The 15,251-nt window shown below is 42.9% G+C and carries 14 protein-coding genes; 4 read left to right on the forward strand and 10 right to left on the reverse strand.

Annotated elements, in window-relative coordinates:
• Positions 1–104 precede the first annotated feature (104 nt).
• The 4 genes from KAH81_06625 (at position 105) to KAH81_06640 (ending at position 6,385) form a co-directional block, all read left to right on the forward strand.
• Positions 105–1,097, forward strand: a complete 993-nt coding sequence (locus KAH81_06625; protein MCK5833329.1) for a dipeptidase — start codon at positions 105–107, stop codon at positions 1,095–1,097.
• A 293-nt stretch (positions 1,098–1,390) separates the two neighbouring features.
• Positions 1,391–4,207 (forward strand): hypothetical protein, encoded by a 2,817-nt coding sequence (locus KAH81_06630; protein ID MCK5833330.1) that lies wholly within the window; start codon positions 1,391–1,393, stop codon positions 4,205–4,207.
• A 308-nt stretch (positions 4,208–4,515) separates the two neighbouring features.
• The gene (locus KAH81_06635; protein ID MCK5833331.1) at positions 4,516–5,229 is read left to right on the forward strand and encodes a hypothetical protein; all 714 of its coding nucleotides are present in this window, start codon (positions 4,516–4,518) and stop codon (positions 5,227–5,229) included.
• Between the two features lie 7 nt (positions 5,230–5,236).
• Positions 5,237–6,385 carry a DUF362 domain-containing protein gene (locus KAH81_06640; protein ID MCK5833332.1) on the forward strand — a complete coding sequence of 383 codons (1,149 nt, stop codon included), beginning with the start codon at positions 5,237–5,239 and terminating at the stop codon, positions 6,383–6,385.
• A 156-nt stretch (positions 6,386–6,541) separates the two neighbouring features.
• Here KAH81_06640 and ispH read toward each other — a convergent pair whose 3' ends face one another.
• The 10 genes from ispH to KAH81_06690 all read right to left on the reverse strand — a co-directional run bounded on the left by ispH (position 6,542) and on the right by KAH81_06690 (position 15,234).
• Positions 6,542–8,275, reverse strand: coding sequence for a 4-hydroxy-3-methylbut-2-enyl diphosphate reductase (ispH, locus tag KAH81_06645; GenBank protein MCK5833333.1), 1,734 nt, complete (start codon positions 8,273–8,275; stop codon positions 6,542–6,544).
• Positions 8,272–9,564, reverse strand: coding sequence for a UDP-N-acetylglucosamine 1-carboxyvinyltransferase (murA, locus tag KAH81_06650; protein MCK5833334.1), 1,293 nt, complete (start codon positions 9,562–9,564; stop codon positions 8,272–8,274). The genes ispH and murA overlap by 4 nt, the downstream gene beginning before the upstream one ends.
• A gap of 19 nt (positions 9,565–9,583) precedes the next feature.
• Entirely contained in the window at positions 9,584–10,045 is a 462-nt protein-coding gene (locus tag KAH81_06655; GenBank protein ID MCK5833335.1) for an ImmA/IrrE family metallo-endopeptidase, read from the reverse strand.
• Positions 10,035–10,346: a hypothetical protein gene (locus KAH81_06660; GenBank protein MCK5833336.1), complete on the reverse strand. Its 312-nt coding sequence runs from the start codon at positions 10,344–10,346 to the stop codon at positions 10,035–10,037. The genes KAH81_06655 and KAH81_06660 overlap by 11 nt, the downstream gene beginning before the upstream one ends.
• A 1-nt stretch (position 10,347) precedes the next feature.
• On the reverse strand, positions 10,348–10,773 hold the full coding sequence (locus KAH81_06665; GenBank protein MCK5833337.1) for a hypothetical protein: 426 nt from the start codon (positions 10,771–10,773) through the stop codon (positions 10,348–10,350).
• Positions 10,774–10,782: 9 nt separating this feature from the next.
• Positions 10,783–11,760 carry a branched-chain amino acid transaminase gene (locus KAH81_06670; GenBank protein MCK5833338.1) on the reverse strand — a complete coding sequence of 326 codons (978 nt, stop codon included), beginning with the start codon at positions 11,758–11,760 and terminating at the stop codon, positions 10,783–10,785.
• Between the two features lie 246 nt (positions 11,761–12,006).
• A complete protein-coding gene (locus tag KAH81_06675) occupies positions 12,007–12,177 on the reverse strand; it encodes a 4Fe-4S binding protein (protein ID MCK5833339.1) in 171 nt (56 codons plus the stop codon).
• A gap of 79 nt (positions 12,178–12,256) precedes the next feature.
• The gene (locus KAH81_06680) at positions 12,257–12,784 is read right to left on the reverse strand and encodes a methylated-DNA--[protein]-cysteine S-methyltransferase (protein MCK5833340.1); all 528 of its coding nucleotides are present in this window, start codon (positions 12,782–12,784) and stop codon (positions 12,257–12,259) included.
• Between the two features lie 70 nt (positions 12,785–12,854).
• Complete coding sequence (prfB, locus tag KAH81_06685; protein MCK5833341.1) at positions 12,855–13,877, reverse strand: peptide chain release factor 2; 1,023 nt, start codon at positions 13,875–13,877, stop codon at positions 12,855–12,857.
• Positions 13,878–13,944: 67 nt separating this feature from the next.
• Entirely contained in the window at positions 13,945–15,234 is a 1,290-nt protein-coding gene (locus tag KAH81_06690; GenBank protein MCK5833342.1) for an adenylosuccinate synthase, read from the reverse strand.
• Positions 15,235–15,251: the final 17 nt, after the last annotated feature.

A 15,251-nucleotide genomic window follows, 5' to 3' on the forward strand; every position in this document is an offset into this window, starting at 1 on the left:
TAACTTTGGTTTTGTTATTTTAGCTCAAACTTAAAAGCGGAGCCAATTTGTTATTATCCGTTTGAAAATAAATATAAAACCCCTGATTAACAAAGGTTGAAGAAATGAGTAATCCAATAGAATCCGATATAAAACTACTCCATGATAAAGCCCCGCTGATCGATCTTCACGCGGATACTTTCTCATCATTAGAAAGCACCAGCGATTTTACATCTGCTTGGCTTAAAAAACACATAGACCTTCAACGCATGTTAAAAACCGGTTTATGGGCCGAGGCATTTAGCCTTTTCGTTTATCCAAAATGGGGGCGGGAAAAACCTAAACGATGGCATAAAATAGCAATTCGTGAGCTGGAAAACATAGAAAACGCTGTTCAAAACTCCCAAGGGCAATTTGCGATAGCCCACAATAGCGCCGAAATCATTGCAAACAAAGCTAAAGGTGTAGTTAGTGCTGTTATCGAAATCGAGGGATTGCACAGCCTTCTCGGGGAACTGAACGAGATAAATAATTTCTTCAATCGAGGCGTTCGCATTTTCACTTTAACCTGGAATAACTCAAACGACTGGGCAACATCGTGCATGGCACCAACCGCCAAAACCGAAGGGCTCACAGAAGATGGAATCGAAGCAGTTCGCAAAATCGATTCCCTTGGAGGCTTCATAGATTTTTCGCATTCGGGTGAGCAAACATTTTGGCAAACGATGGATATAATCGAGCGTCCACCTATTTGCACTCATTCGTGTTGCATGGCTCTTCAAACATCACCGCGCAATCTCACCGATGAACAAATTTCAGCAATTATAGACAAGAATGGCATTATCGGGGTCAATTTTTATCCCGCTTTTCTTTCGCCAAAGGATAAATCTGAGGTTACTTCGGTGGATATAGTTGACCATATTGAACATATAATTTCACTCGGTGGTGAAGGCAATGTCGGACTCGGTTCTGATTTCGACGGCATAAGCCACCTTCCAACGGATATCGATGATTGCACCGGCCTTGCCAATATAACGCGAGAGCTTATTCGCCGAGGTTTTTCCGAAGAGAAAATACTCAAAATACTTGGTGGCAATTTTTTAAGGGTATTCGAATAACCTTGAACCGAAATAAAATTTACCTTTCCTCTAATCTTAAATCAATAGTCATTAGATTAAAATTCCTCGCCTTTATGTTTACATTAGATGGACTATTTGATATAACTATAACCTCGACTCCCGGAAGAGTGATATTTACAAGTCGAGTATAAAGTAATTTTATTTCTTTTGATTAAATAGCCCGATTCCAAACTGATTCGTAATAACTTTTTATCGGTCCTGTTATCTTTTCACACCAAGAGCTTACCTCTTTTTACTTGCGAACATCTGTTCTAATCATTATCATCTCGGCAATGAATCCATTGAATAAAAATAAACTTGTTTCTGTAGATATAGAGACCACCGGCCTCGATCCCAAAAACAATAGAATCACTGAAATAGCAGCTCTTAGACTAGAAAACGGTGAAATTACCGAAAAATTCGTCACATTCGTTAATCCAAAGATACCTATACCCTTAGCGATTTCGAGACTAACCGGCATCACTGACGAAATGGTCGCCGGCGCACCCTCCGAAAAGGAAGCTATTACTGCTTTTTATGAATTCGTAGGAGACTCCGAAATACTTGGTCAGAGTATCGATTTTGATGTTAATTTCATTGCCACTCAAGCTAAAGCAAATGGCCTTAAAGTTAAGTCTTTTAGAACAATAGACACCATACCTATAGCTATACTCCTTTACCCGAGGGCGCTTCGTTATAATCTCACCTCCCTAGCGGGGCTTTTTAAGATAGAACACAATAATGCTCACCGCGCTGAGAGTGATGCGCAGGTGACAGCCGAGGTCGCCAGCAAACTATGGCAAAAACTTTTAAGCCTCGACGATAGAACTGCGGAAATCCTTTCTGGCCTAGTCCAATCGAGTGGTGATCCAAAATTATCGATGTGGTTTTCCTCCGCCAAGCCTCTATTTAGAGGTGGAAAGACCACTCCACCTGAGATCGATACAGCCTTAATCGCCAATTTTGATAATATAACAGGAAATCCATCCGATCCGGCACAATGTCAAATGAGTGAAAATGATATTGTTAAATTTTTAGGGCCGGATTCACCTATGAAGAGTTACCTCGACGGTTTCGTTGTCAGAGATATGCAAATAGAAATGGCGCAAGCTGTTTTGGATTCACTCGAATACGACATTTTTCTTCTTGCAGAGGCTGGCACCGGCACAGGCAAATCCTTCGCCTATCTACTCCCATCTATTGCCTTTTCGGCTAAAAAGGGACAAAAGGTTATTATCTCGACACGAACAAAAAATCTACAGGAACAGTTATATTTTAAGGATATTCCTTCACTTCGCAAAGGGCTGACTTTCGATTTTAGGTCGATTCTTTTGAAAGGTCGAGGAAACTACCTTTGTCTGAACAGGTTCAATCGGGTTCTCTCGGACTATACCTCCCTCGGTTACGAAGACCGTGCGGTGGTCTCGCGACTTTTAGTTTGGTCCGCCGAGACTACCTCTGGAGATATAGCTGAAGTAAGCTCTTTTTATTTAAAGAAACATGCCGCATTGTGGTCTCGTTTGAAAAGCGAGGCTATATCCTGCATCGGCAAGAGATGTCCATTCAGAGGCAAGTGCTTCCTCAATCGTATTCGTTCCGCTGTAGTAGATGCCCAGATAGTGGTTGTAAACCACTCATTATTGCTTGCTGAGATAGGAGATACTTCGGTTATTGGAGAATATGATCATGCCATTATCGATGAGGCACACGATATCGAGGAGGTAGCGGCAGAATATTTCGGAGCAAAGGTAAACTCATGGAATTTCACAACTTCACTCGATGAACTATATCAAGACAGGCTTTCGAGTAAAGGTTTACTTTCTAGCATAGCTGAATTTGCTGAGAAACACAAAGATTTACCTGACGACTTCGCAAATTGCTATCAAGCTTGTATTTCTAAAGTGATAACTTTGCGGAGAGAATCCGATAATTTCTTTACCACACTTACGAATCAGCTAAATTTGAAATATAAATGGCGCAAAGCACCATACTCGTTGAAAATTCGCTTTTCCCCCGGCGAGGATGTATTTGAATCACTTAGGTTTGACATAATTCAACTTGCCAAACATACGAAATCGCTTGTCGATAACCTGAGTTTATTTCTTGTAGCGCTCAATGACATTGAGGACGATAATCTCGACGCCCTTCATCATGAAGCATTGGGCCAGATAGCACGCCTTGCCGAAGCTGCAGATGCACTCGAATACTCCTCAGAACCCACCGATCCTGATTCAGTGTATTGGTGGGAATCCCCTCAAAAACAAGATTCGATAGATTGTGCTGTATGTTGGGCGCCTCTCGATGTCGCTGAGCGGATGTTCGAGGTTTTTCATTCGCAAAAGAAGTCGCTAGTATTCACCAGCGCGACGATGTCGGTTGCCGACAGCTTCGATTTTGTCAAGGGCCGTTTGGGTCTTAATTTACTCGATCCAGAACGGGTAGCGACTTTAAAGCTCGGAAGCCCATATGATTTTTCTGCACAACTTTTGGCCATTTTTCCAGATTTTATTCCCGAACCAAATGCGCGTGATTATATACCGAAGTTATCGATGCTTATTGAACAAATCAGTAAAGAAACCCGCGCGGGTTCATTGGCTCTTTTCACGAGTTACAGTTTTCTTAGGCAGGTCTATTCGATAATAACGCCATCATTAGAGGATGAGGGCCTACTTGTTATGGCTCAAGGTATTTCTGGGGGACGAAGCCAACTTACACGCCAATTTATCTCGGATAAAGAGTCTGTCCTTCTTGGAACACAATCCTTCTGGCAGGGAGTCGATGTCCGCGGTGATGCACTTCAGATCCTGTATTTGACTAAACTACCCTTCGCAGTTCCCACGGATCCATATGTTGCAGGCCAATGCGAGAGAATTCAACGCCATGGAGGTGATCCGTTTTCATGTTTTACTATCCCGCAGGCTGTAATTAAATTTCGCCAGGGCGCTGGAAGGCTTATTCGTGGAGAAGAAGATGTCGGAGTGCTGCTTATTTGCGATAAGCGTTTGCTTACTAAATCTTACGGCACAGTATTTTTATCTTCTTTACCAGTCGAAGTTGAGAGAGCAGCTTCTCTTGGGGAATTGCTATTAAAAATCAAGCGTTTTCTTTAAACAAAAAATCAAAGATATATTGACAGGCTGTATTTCGTCGTTATAATAATTTCCGTGTAGAAAAGTTGGTGAAATGGTACAATTATTGGAAAATTTAATGTTGGTTGTTTGTTTTCAACGCCCTATATCAATCGCGCAAACAGCGTATTCATTTAGATAAATTCGATTTACCTTTTTTCCAATCAAGAGGGTGAGTTTTTGGTTTTTGCTATAAAATTTTTTTTAGTAAGTAAACACTTTTTAACTTTCAAACGGTAATTATAATACCAAAAAGGCCCCCCGCGCCTATGATTTGAAGGAGTTATAAAATGAAAATGAGTAGAGAACGCAAAATCGCGCGGTTTGACGAGAAATATCGCCATAAGGGAGGATTTGAGAAATTTAAAGATATGGTAGATAATTTATCTACCTTGGAGGAGATAGGCGATCATTTTGGTTTTAGTCGCCAAAACACTGCCGGACTTTATCGAAGTTTTTTTGGCGAACAGTATAATAAAGTTCAGTATAAGCGGAAATATAAGAAGGCTAAGGAAGCTAGAATTCGGAGCACAGACCTAGATGCTCGTCTCGATGAATACAATAAATTGGGCAAGGAACGCAGCGCTAAAAAGACTTTTTATACTAAAGTAGTTAAAGATAAAGCAGAAAAACTTGGCATCACAGCAGAACTCGATGCCAAACGCAATAGTGCAGTTAGAATGATCCTAAATGGCAATAGCGTTAACATTTCTGGGACTAATACTGAAACTATATATCATATTCCTCGTAAACGCAGACCCAGCATATATTATCGTTTCGCGATAACAAGCAGGTCGGTGGACTTCTGTATTTTTGTGCTCGACCTAGGCGAGGAAGAAGGAGATGAACGCTACACATTCTACATCATTCCATTTAAGGAGATCGAGAATCTTACACTCATCACCCTAAAGGATAGATACTCCGATTACCGTAGAAAGCGCAATGGTGACCCTCCCAGTAAATATGCAAAGTATCGCAACGCTTGGCATCTTCTGAAAGACTAATTTTAAAGTGCCTAGCCGCGTTTCCATTATTAGGGCGGAGGAATACGATGTTGAATCCCTCCGCCCTAAGATTATAAAGCTCCTCGATCAAATTGGTGGAATTGGAAGTTTTTTTTCTAAGGGTGAAAGAATCCTTTTAAAGCCGAATCTTCTCGCCGCAAGGACGCCTGAACGAGCTGTAACCACACATCCTGCTGTTGTCGAGGCATTAGCGCTTGAATTGATAGAATTTGGTGTCAATGTAGCGATTGGAGACTCTCCTGCGGGTGCTCACAAGGGTGTAGAACGAGTATTTCGTAACACAGGCATTCTCGATATAGCCGAAAGGCTCGGTATTCCATGGATTAACTTTGAGGCCTCCGGTGCTAATACTATCCAGTGTGAAGATGGTCTCGAAATTCATTTCACCAAGGCGCTAGAGAATTTTGACAAGATTGTAAGCATTTCTAAGCTAAAAACTCACTCCTATACGCATTATACCGGGGCGATTAAAAATCTTTTTGGACTTGTGCCGGGATTTCGTAAAACGGCATTTCATAAAGCGTTCCCTTTAACCCGAGATTTTGCGAAGGTTATAGTTGCTATTTATAAGCAAGTGCCTGTGACGCTTCATCTTATGGATGCTATTATTGGGATGGAAGGCAATGGTCCTTCAAGCGGGGATGCTCGCGATGTCGGTCTTCTTTTGGCTTCGACCGACGGTGTTGCTCTCGATCGTATAGCTGAGAAGGTAATTGGTGTAGTAAAACCTACAGACAGCCCAATAACCACCCTTGCGGCTTCGCGCGGCCTCGGTGAAGGAAATATTGAGCTGATCGAGCTTATTGGGGGTAATCTTGCTGAATTCATTCTTGATCCTCCCTTTGTCTTGCCCTCAAAGGCCCCTCAGCAAATACTATCTACTTTTTTCCCAAGCTGGTTTTTAAGGAGTTTGGCTAAGGTTATCTGGATTCGTCCACGCGCAATTGATGAGAAATGTATCCGTTGTGGAATTTGCGTCGAGAGCTGTCCGGTCGATGCAATGACGATAGTTGGTGATAATCCACCGGATATCGATTATAAGAAGTGCATTACCTGTCTTTGTTGTAATGAGGTATGTCCACAAAAAGCAATAGAGCTCGTTAAAAGCCCGATTACACGGTTTTTTGGAAGATAGCTCTCAGGTGGAATTCCGCCTCCACCCCCACCGCTGTCACGATTTTTGTTATCGAGTTATTTTACTATTATCAGCTTTATTTTCTTGTTCAAAAATCCCCATTAGCACCACACTTCACAACCCGTGCCAGCGGCCCCCTTTTAAACTGCATATTTTTTATACAAGAGACATCAAGAGCGGTAGTATCCCAGAAGAAAGAAGGCCTGCGTCAATTGCGAATTCCACCCATGTTCCTCGATATATACCTATTCGGCGAAAGCGGATGATAATTATTATCATATAGAGAAGAAAAATAAACTCGATAGCGCAGACGGTTTTTATAATTCCCAAGCATAATCCCAATATTAGCAAAGCGCAAGCTATGCCCATGAGGAAATATGTTAACAGCCATGCGCGTTTTTCTCCGATAATACTAGCGACTGATTCTCTGCCTAGAACGCGATCAGTTTCCATATCTGTTATAGAGAATAGAATTGTGCGAAGAATGGAAAAAACGGCTACCCAAAGGATTGCGAGAGCGCTAAGCCAGAATCGAGTCGAAACGCTAAGAACTGGGATTAATCCAGCAGCATATATCCAACCTGAAGCATGAAGGACATCTTTTGCACCGGGGATACTTCGCCATGTGCCAAATCCTTTATTTTTAAGGAATCTCGGCATCCCTTTCAAAGATACGAAAACCAATGCTGAGACACATCCTAAACAAAGCATAATAAAGGGCAAATATCCTGAAAGCATTGCAAGCGGTATCGCCAATAAAAGACTAAAAGCGGAAAAGAAACTTAAAAGTCGCCTATTGCCCCAGAAGAATCTTATTTTCGATGGGTCAACAAGCGCTAGGCCTTGCCAATCGACTAAATTATATAGCGTGTGCATTGACATCACGAAAAGGCCCGTAGCGAGGACAATCGATGGACTGATTTTCGCAGCGGCAAGGAACACAGCCGAAACACCGAGTAATGCTGCTGACAAGCCTGTTAGAACATTGCTTTGAATTACAACATATCCGAATGCTTTAAGTTTAGGCCATTCCCATGGCGGCCGGTGTTTTTCGTTGAATCCTTCCAGCTTTTCGACGACTCTAGAGACTATCCAATGGGGCGTGCTTGCACCTGCTGTAACAGCTACCGAGATCATTCCGACAAAATCTTCTTTATGGAGTTCCGTCTCGGTCTCAATCCAAAATGTTGTTTTACCTGTTTCGACTCCAAGCTCGTATAATCTTTTTGTGTTACCTGAATTCTTTCCTCCAATAACGATTATAGCATCGACATCTTCAGCAAGTTCTGGGATTTCCGCCTGTCTATTCGATGTTGAATCGCATAAAGTATCGAAGATTTTGGCTTGTGGGAATTTAGTTTTTATTAGATCGGTGAAGAGTTCATATTTTTTGCGATTTATTGTAGTCTGCCCAAAGACTGAAACCTCACCATTTGATGGAATATTCTCGATCTCGACCTCGTCGGAGACAACAAAACCTCGTCCTTTAGCATAACCGAGTAACCCTCTAACCTCGGCGTGTTCAGGATTCCCAATAATAATCACCAATTCGCCGTCATTTGATGCTTTTTTGATGAGACCCTGCACTCTAGCTACCTTAGGGCATGTGGCATCACAGAGCTTAACTCCCAATTCGGAAACAATTTGTCTTTCATCTGGAGGAACACCATGACTTCGGATCACGACTGTCGATTCTTGCGGAATCTCAAAGGAACCATCGTAAATATCTACACCCTGTTCTTTCAGGAATTCGACTGTTTGCGGATTATGAATCAAAGGTCCCAGTGTAAATATAGGTATGGGGCTTTCGCCCGCTTTTTTCAGCACTAATTCTACAGCACGCTTCACCCCCATACAAAAACCGGCTGTTTTGGCTAATTTGACCTTCACAAATTAGGTTTCCATGAATATTGGTCTATTCTTTCTATCCTCGCTCCAAGCTTGCTCAGTTTCTCTTCGATTTTTTCATAGCCTCTATCAACATGATAAATTCTAAGAACTTCAGTAGAGCCATTTGCGGCAAGAGCTGCGAGAATAAGCGCTGCACCAGCGCGTATGTCGCTAGCCATAACCTCTGCTCCCTCCAGCTTTGGGACACCGTTAATAGTCGCCCGATCTCCATTAATAGTTATGTCTGCGCCCAGACGAAGAAGTTCCATAACCTGAAGAAAGCGATTTTCGAAAATTGTTTCCCGAATTGAGCTGGTACCCTCGCATGTGGTAAGTGCTGTCATAGCGCATGGCTGAAGGTCTGTAGGAAATCCGGGGAAAACAGCAGTAGTAATATTGACAGCCTTTGGGCGCGAATCCATCTTCACTCTGATATTCCCGGGTGAAGTTAATACCTCGGCACCCATCTCCTCCATTTTCAGAAGTGGAACAAACAGATGATCAGGCTCGACCCCTTTAACTGTCACATCGCCCATTGTCAAGAGTGCACCATAAAGGTATGTTCCCGCCTCTAATCTATCGCCTATTGGAATATGGTCCGCACCACGAAGTTTCTCTACGCCCTCGATCTCTATAACAGGCCCTCCAGCCCCTTTAATTCTCGCACCCATTGCTGTCATAAAACGCGCAAAATCGACAATTTCAGGATCTGTCGCAGCATTTAGAATGGTTGTAGTGCCTTCTGCTAAGCAGGCTGCCATAATAACATTCTCGGTTCCTGTGTGGCTCGGTCTATCGAAATATAGGACATTGCCCTTAGGCTTGCCCGTGCAAGCCGCGCCTATGTAGCCATGGCTTTCTTCGATCTTTGCGCCCAAGCGGATGAAATTGCTAATATGCCAGTTTATCGGACGAGAACCGATAGCGCATCCTCCGGGCATAGAAACTCTGGCCGAGCCGAATCTTCCGATAAGCGCACCCATTATCATGAAACTGGCGCGCATCTTTCGCACAAGATCATATGGGGCTGGTTTATTCTCGACATTAGAGGAATCTATTCGCATAATACCCTCCACGGTATCGAATTGAACCTTAGCTCCAAGGTATTCAAGAAGCTGAACCATGGTCCTGATATCGGCTAAATTGGGGACATTGCGAAGAACAACCTCGCCTTCCTCCGGCATAAGTGCGGCACAAAGCATTGGTAAGACGGCATTTTTTGCACCTCTAACAGTAATTGTCCCTTCAAGTGGTCTCCCACCCTCTATAACAAACATATCTAACGACATTTTTCTCCTAAGAAGATTATCATTTTAGTTTTAAATACCTCACCCTTGTTTCCATTGCAGTTTTCGACACTAAAAACAATTCTGCTAAAATGGACACCCTATATTCTTTGTTATCACGATAACGAGGCCACAGCTTGCGCAACGTGGTCTCTGGAATGAGAAGTTCAGCTGCAAAACGGTCTGCATCGGCCTCGACCCGGCTGCCATTATCCGGAAGACATACGCGATATGATATCGAATGGGGCATAACTATATGCCCTAATTCGTGAGCAATAGCAAACCTTTTTGCCTCGGGGCTAAGCTCGCGATTGACAACAATAGCCGGAGATTGGCCTTCCTTATATGCGATACCATCGACATTCCCAACTTCCCCCTCAAAAAAAGCGATATTCAATACGCTAAGGATGGGTTCGATTTCGATTGGCGGTGACTCGATATCGATGTATTTGTATAATGAACGAGCGTAATCTTTAGCACGCATCTTCGTCCCCCTCAGATCGCCTGCAATTTTTAACATTCTGGAGATACTTAAGCGCGAATACCAGACCAAAAAAAACAAGAAATCCATGGATAAATAGGAAGTAGATGGTGAGGTCAGGTCTAACTTGCCTAATCGCGATCAGGTCGAAGGCAATTATAAAAAGACCACCCAAAGCCGGTAGGAATAACGCACTCTTGTTGGCATAAAATCCCTTTTTGCGCCACATAACGATTCTTAATGGCCAAAGTGTAAGATAAACTGTGGCAACAACAGATGTGATAATAACAAGGGTTTGGCTCAAGTTAATCCTTATTTCTGCGGGTTATCGAGATCGCCCATGAGTCAGTCCAACCACACTTAGGGCATTTACGAGTTCTGCGCACTGTGTTTGGGTTGTCCGGAATATCCTCATCAAAAACATCGACCCATTCGCCACACTCCGGGCATTTCTCGCCCCAAGCTATCTTGTGCCAGATTCCGCCTTCGATTATGTGAATAAAAAGCAGTCCAATTGTCCATGCGACGAACCAACTTATCCCTTCGAGCCGTGTTAAAGCCCAAATATCAGGCGATATTAGTAGCACGAGAAATGATATACCTACAACCAAAGCGCGTCTGCGTTCGCGGCCCCTGTCCTTCACACGAGGTGAAACCCAGAATAGCCATACAAAAAAGACAACCGTGCCAATAGTCCCATACCAATAATAGAAACTTGGAACCCCGCCCATATTATGCCTTTATACGAAAGTCAACCAGTCAAATTTATCCTCGGCCTTACCCTGAACTATCTCGAAGAACCTTTGCTGAATTTGTTTAGTAATTTCTCCGCGATAACCTCTTCCAACCGGAATTCTATCAACTGAAGCAATAGGCGAAACCTCGGCAGCACTCCCAGTGAAGAATGCCTCGTCGGCAATATAGAGCATCTCTCGGGGTATCCTCTGCTCTACAACCTCAAAACCCATATCACGAGCTATTTTTATCGCTGAATCTCTAGTTATTCCCGGAAGCTCGCTTCCACTGAGTGGCGGGGTAAATATTTTATCATATTTAATAATGAATATATTCATCGCCGAGCCTTCGGAAACAAAACCATCTTTATCGAGTGCTATACCATCAACGTAACCGTTTATCATGGCTTCCATCTTGATAAGCTGCGAGTTCATGTAATTGGCGCAAGACTTGGCCATTCCGGGAAAAGTGTTCGGTGCTATTCGCGTCCATGTGCTGACCTGCACATCAACTCCGCGTTCGATAGCCGACTCACCGAGGTAAGCGCCCCATTCCCACACCGCTATTGCAATATGAGGTCTGCATTTAAAAGGATTGACTCCGAGAGCCTCATCTCCACGGAAAATAAGCGGGCGAATATAACAATTAGTCAGACCGTTTTCTCGTATGGTGCCCAATGTTGCTTTGCTAATATCCTCGATACTATAATTCAGAAACATCTCCTCAGGAAACATCTTGCTTCCATCAGATTTAATGGGATTACACTCGGCCATCATACGATATATCTTGGCCGAATCGAGAAGCCTTCTGCTATGGTCATTCAAACGGAAAACCGCCGAACCTTTGCTTGTGTTATAGCAACGCTCCCCCTCGAAAACCCCAGTTCCATAATGAATAACATGGGATAAAATGTGAATTTTTGCATCGGCGAAATCCACGAAATTGCCGTCAAACCATATCTTTTTGCATCCTGGAAAAGCCATAATCACTCCTTAATTGATAAATATAAGTTCGTAACAACTGTATTATACTAATGTATTTTAGATAAGGTCTTTTATCAAGCGAAAAAGGCGTTTTCTTATTGGCTGCTTTTTTTAAATAAACAATATTTACTGCAGTTCCTTCTTCCACTTTTAAAAAAGCTATTTCAACCGAAGACTTGAATAGGCATTTTCGCAAATAAAAAAAGCCAGCAAAAGCTGGCTTTTCAATAAACGCTATATCTAAGCCTATTCCGCGACAATGGCATCGACAGGGCAAACTTCGGTGCAAGCACCGCAATCTGTGCAGAGTTCGGGATTGATCACATATGTGTCTTCACCCTCGGAGATAGCATCTACGGGGCATTCGGCTTCGCAGGAACCACAAGATATGCATTCTTCAGTAATTCTGTGCGGCATAATTCCTCCTAAATTTATTAATATTCATCAAACAGCTTCTGAAAAAGCGAACAAAGGATAAATTTGATAAAGGGTATTGTCAAGTTATAATTCTAAAAAATGCGAGGTTCCTCAAACCCTCGAATTTCAATAGCTCGCGCTTAAGTTCAATCCCACCTGCATACCCACCTAAACCATATAAAGATAAAATCCTATGACATGGAACAAGGATTGGAATGGGATTAGAGTTTAGGGCGCGTCCCACAGCGCGAAAGGCCCGAGGATTGCCGATACTCTCGGCAATATCGCTATACGAAGCAGCATGGCCTTTTGGGATAAACCATGTTTTCTTCCAAACTTCTCTTTGGAAGGCTGTTCCCCATAAAAAAACCGGTTTCAGTTCGGGCAAAAAGGAAGCAGTATTAAAATAATTTCCAAATGATTTAGGTATATCTTCGTCGGGTGAACCCGTCCTTGAGTTACTCAAATATGTTTCGATATTAGTCTGAAGTTTCTTGCAACATTTATTATCGAGAATCACAACATAAACCTCGTGACCATTTCCATAAACAGTTATATTAGCAAGTGCCGTTTCTATACGATAGATGTTGCATTCAATATTCTTCATCGATTTGCAATGGTATTACATATGCCAATTATTGTGAGAGTATAGTAATTAATTCTAAAATCCTAAATTTCTATTTTAATAGCAAATAGGCTCTTATAAATTCATCGAGATCACCATCGAGAACAGCGCGTGTATTCGATGTCTCTGCACCAGTTCGGAGGTCTTTAACCATATTATACGGGTGAAGGACATAGCTTCTTATCTGGCTACCCCATTCTATCCTCTTCTTTTTCGATTCGACCTCGGCGCGTTCTTCGGCAAGTTCTTCCTCCTGTTTTTGTTTAAGTCTCGCGCGCAAAACGCTCAGTGCTCGGGCTTTATTCTTGTGCTGACTCCGTTCCGATTGACACTGCACAACTACCCCTGTTGGAATATGAGTTATTCTAACGGCGGAGTCAGTCTTGTTAACATGCTGTCCGCCGTGACCACTCGATCGATACGTATCGATGCGAAGATCTTCTTCTTGAATCTCAATTATATCTAGTTCCTCAACTTGAGGATAAACAAACACACTCGCGAAACTTGTATGTCTTCTGTGGTTCGAGTCGAACGGGGAAAGACGCACCAAACGATGAATACCTATCTCGGCCTTGAGATAACCATAAGCATAGGCACCGTCAGCCTCGACAGTAGCGGATTTAATCCCAGCTTCATCGGCTGGTTCTATTTCGAGTATTTCGGTCCTATAGCCCGAATTCTCACACCATCGAAGATACATACGAAGTAGCATCTCTGCCCAGTCACAGGCTTCGGTGCCTCCTGCGCCAGAGTGAATATCGAAAAAGCAACCGCTTTTATCATTCGGCTCCGAAAGCATCTGTTCAAGCTCGAAATGTGAAAGGTCTTTCGATAAACGCGCAGCTTCATCCATGAGGATAGTATATTCCTCATCTTCTGGTGAATAAAGTTCAATCAATTCTACTAGATCACTAAATTTATCCTCGAAGGATTTCCATAAAAAAAGACGGTCCTCGAGTTCCTTCCGCTCTACCATGACTTTTTGAGCTGAAGCTTGATTATTCCAGAAATCGATAGCTTGCGCCGCTCGATCTATATGGGCTAATTTTTTCTCTATCGTAGGCGGGTCAAAGATACTCCCTAAGTTCGGCTATTCGCCCTTGGAGTTCCGCTATGTTTATTTTTTCTATTGCCATTGGTTCCTACTCTTTGGTAATTACACTCTTTCTCTCTGGACCAGTTGAAATCCAACCGACCTCGCAACCGGCTAATTGCTCGATGCGATTAATAAAATATTTTGCATTCTCTGGGAGGTCCTCAAATCGGTCGTAACTCGAGCATGGTTCGTCCCAGCCGTTAAGTTCCTCGTAAACCGGTTCGAGCTGTTCTAGCTCCTCGATTGTAGAGGGATATGAGCGGATGATCTTGCCGTTTAATTTGTAGGCACTACATATTTTAATTGTATCGAGCCCATTCAATATATCCATCTTTGTAAGGAACAACCTGTCCACTCCCCAACGCCTACAATTTGTGCCAAGCACGAAACCATCGAGCCAACCACAACGACGAGGCCTACCTGTAGTCGCACCGAATTCATCCCAATCGTTCTGACCGGTTCCGCGAAGTCTTTCTGCTTCTTCGCCTTGAATTTCTGTCGGCATAGGGCCGTTACCCACACGCGTAGTAAAGGCTTTTACCAGCCCAATTATAGTGTCTATCTGGCGTGGATCTATGCCAAGACCAGAAGCAACTCCTGATAATGAAGTGGAACTTGATGTAACAAAGGGATACGTTCCCCAGTCGATATCTAACATCGAACCCTGTGCGCCCTCTATCAAGACCTTCTTTCCCGATTTAAGCAAATCGTGAATAAACACTGAGACATCGCCGGTTATATTTCCCATAAATGATACTGTTTTCAACAGAGGTTGAATGATTTCATCCTCAGATGGTGGTTTTTCGCCCACAAAATCAAAAAATGGGCGGTAATAATCGATTAATTGTTGTGTCTTCGCAGAGAGACCTTTATTATAAACAATATCGCCCATGCGAATACCGAGTCGGGAATATTTATCTCTATATGTAGGTCCTATTCCACGAAGAGTTGTCCCAATATTGGATAGCCTTTCTTCGATAGCTTCTACTCTTTTATGCAAAGAAGTTACTAAATGTGCTCGCGAAGATATAAGTAACCGCCCTGTAGCGTCGATTCCACGCTCATGAAGTTGCTTTATTTCCTGCATCAAATTAGGTAAGTCGATAACCATTCCAGCACCTAAAAGCCCCGTTATACCATTCCTTAATATTCCCGAAGGCACCTGATGGAAAACAAATCTCTTTCCCTCGGCATAAACTGTGTGGCCAGCGTTTGCACCACCCTGATATCGCGCTACCGCATCGACATCCTGATCGAGAACATCAACTGCTTTTGCCTTGCCTTCATCACCCCAAAAAAGACCAAAGACCAGACGACATTTGCTTTCATTCAACATAAATTAACCTTTCGAAT

This window comes from bacterium, assembly GCA_023145965.1.
Classification (GTDB): Bacteria; UBP14; UBA6098; order UBA6098; family UBA6098; genus UBA6098.